Origin of the sequence: Exiguobacterium alkaliphilum 12/1, assembly GCF_000714435.1 — a bacterium.
Lineage (GTDB): Bacteria > Bacillota > Bacilli > Exiguobacteriales > Exiguobacteriaceae > Exiguobacterium > Exiguobacterium alkaliphilum.
Window position 1 is genome coordinate 1 of the sequence record NZ_JJMW01000046.1, and the last position, 583, is coordinate 583.

Annotated in this window: 5 tRNA genes and 1 rRNA gene; all 6 read left to right on the forward strand. The window is 52.3% G+C overall.

Going from position 1 to position 583, the window contains the following annotated elements:
- A 5S ribosomal RNA gene (gene rrf / locus RT52_RS17940) occupies positions 1–80 on the forward strand; the annotation flags it as partial.
- Positions 81–91: 11 nt separating this feature from the next.
- Positions 92–167 (forward strand) — tRNA-Val (locus RT52_RS10870).
- A gap of 9 nt (positions 168–176) precedes the next feature.
- Positions 177–252 (forward strand) — tRNA-Thr (locus RT52_RS10875).
- Between the two features lie 35 nt (positions 253–287).
- Positions 288–374, forward strand: a tRNA-Leu gene (locus RT52_RS10880).
- Between the two features lie 32 nt (positions 375–406).
- Positions 407–483, forward strand: a tRNA-Arg gene (locus RT52_RS10885).
- 7 nt (positions 484–490) lie between these two features.
- A tRNA-Pro gene (locus RT52_RS10890) sits at positions 491–567 on the forward strand.
- Positions 568–583: the final 16 nt, after the last annotated feature.

Here is a 583-nt window from a genome sequence, read left to right on the forward strand (position 1 = left end):
ATGCCGAACACGGAAGTTAAGCGCTTCAGCGCCGAAAGTAGTTGGGGGTCTCCCCCTGTGAGGATAGGACGTTGCCAGGCATTACATATTTGGAGGATTAGCTCAGCTGGGAGAGCACCTGCCTTACAAGCAGGGGGTCGGCGGTTCGATCCCGTCATCCTCCACCATTTACACCTGCCGGTGTAGCTCAGTTGGTAGAGCATCTGACTTGTAATCAGAGGGTCGAGGGTTCGAATCCTTTCGCCGGCACCATTTTTTTTAAAAGTCTACCGCATGAATTATACCTTGCCGGGGTGGCGGAATTGGTAGACGCACAGGACTTAAAATCCTGCGAGGGTTTCCTCGTGCCGGTTCAAGTCCGGCCCTCGGTACCATTTATAAACATCCATGAAGGATCATTCGTCTCGCACCCTTAGCTCAGCTGGATAGAGCGTTAGACTACGAATCTAAAGGCCGGGAGTTCGAATCTCTCAGGGTGCACCATTTTTTTCGGGAAGTAGCTCAGCTTGGTAGAGCACTTGGTTTGGGACCAAGGGGTCGCAGGTTCGAATCCTGTCTTCCCGACCATCATACCTTTATGGGG